The organism is Pseudomonas eutrophicaquae (assembly GCF_023544715.1).
Classification (GTDB): domain Bacteria; phylum Pseudomonadota; class Gammaproteobacteria; order Pseudomonadales; family Pseudomonadaceae; genus Geopseudomonas.
Genome location: NZ_JAMJEZ010000059.1, coordinates 1 through 1,034 on the forward strand (window position 1 = coordinate 1; position 1,034 = coordinate 1,034).

Genomic DNA, 1,034 nt, shown 5'->3' on the forward strand with positions numbered 1-1,034 from the left:
TCAGTATTTTCAAAATGACCAACGATGCACGCAGCCTCAGCCCCCTGGAACAGCGCGAAAAGCGCGCCACTGCCCTTCGCATGCGCGAGCTGGGGTATACCTATCGAGCGATCGGTGAGGCCGTTGGGGTTCACCTGCGTACCGTGGCGCATTGGGTCGCCGTCGCCGAATCTCAGGGCAAAGAGGCTGCCATCGAGGGTGGTCAGCGTGGATCGCTGCCTGGTGAGCGACGTAGCCTGAGCCCTGAGCAGGAAGCCCTGATTCGCATCCTGTTGCTCGACACCATGCCGGACACCTTGAAGCTCGACTTCGCACTGTGGACCCGTGAGGCCGTGCAAGCCCTGATTGCACTGCACTGCGGCTTCCAGATGCCGATCCGGACCGTCGGCGAATACCTCAAACGCTGGGGCTACACCCCGCAGCGCCCGCTAAAACGTGCCTATCAGCAGAAGCCCGAGGCGATAAAGCGCTGGCTGGAAACCGAGTACCCAAAGATTGAGCAGCGCGCCAAAGCGGAAGGTGGCGAGATTCACTGGGGTGACGAAACGGGCTTGCGCAGCGACAGCCACGCCGGGCGCAGCTATGCACCGGCGGGACGAACGCCGGTACGTGAAGTCAGTGGAAGCCGCTTTGCCACAAACATGATCTCGACGGTCACTAACCGGGGCAAGCTGCGCTTCATGCTGTACCGGGAAACCATGACGGCGGTGGTGCTGATCCGTTTCCTGGGGCGCCTGATTCGAGATACCCGCGGGCGCAAGGTCTTTCTGATTCTGGATAACCTGCGCGTGCATCACAGCAAGAAGGTCAGTGCCTGGCTGGAGAGCCGGCGTGAACAGCTCGAAGTGTTCTTCTTGCCGGCCTATGCCCCGGAGCTCAACCCGGATGAATATCTGAATGGTGATCTCAAGCGCCAGGTCCGCAGCGGACACAGTGTGAGAAGCCAGGATGCCCTGGAAAAGCGAATCCGCTCAGTACTGCGTCGCCTGCAATCCAGGCCTGAACGGATTCGATCCTACTTCCGACATCCCAAA

The 1,034-nt window shown here is 60.5% G+C and carries 1 protein-coding gene; it reads left to right on the forward strand.

Going from position 1 to position 1,034, the window contains the following annotated elements; genetic code table 11:
* Nucleotides 1–14: 14 nt before the first annotated feature.
* Nucleotides 15–1,034 (forward strand): IS630 family transposase (locus MXC11_RS12120; RefSeq protein ID WP_250010425.1); only part of this gene is annotated, 1,020 nt, incomplete at its 3' end.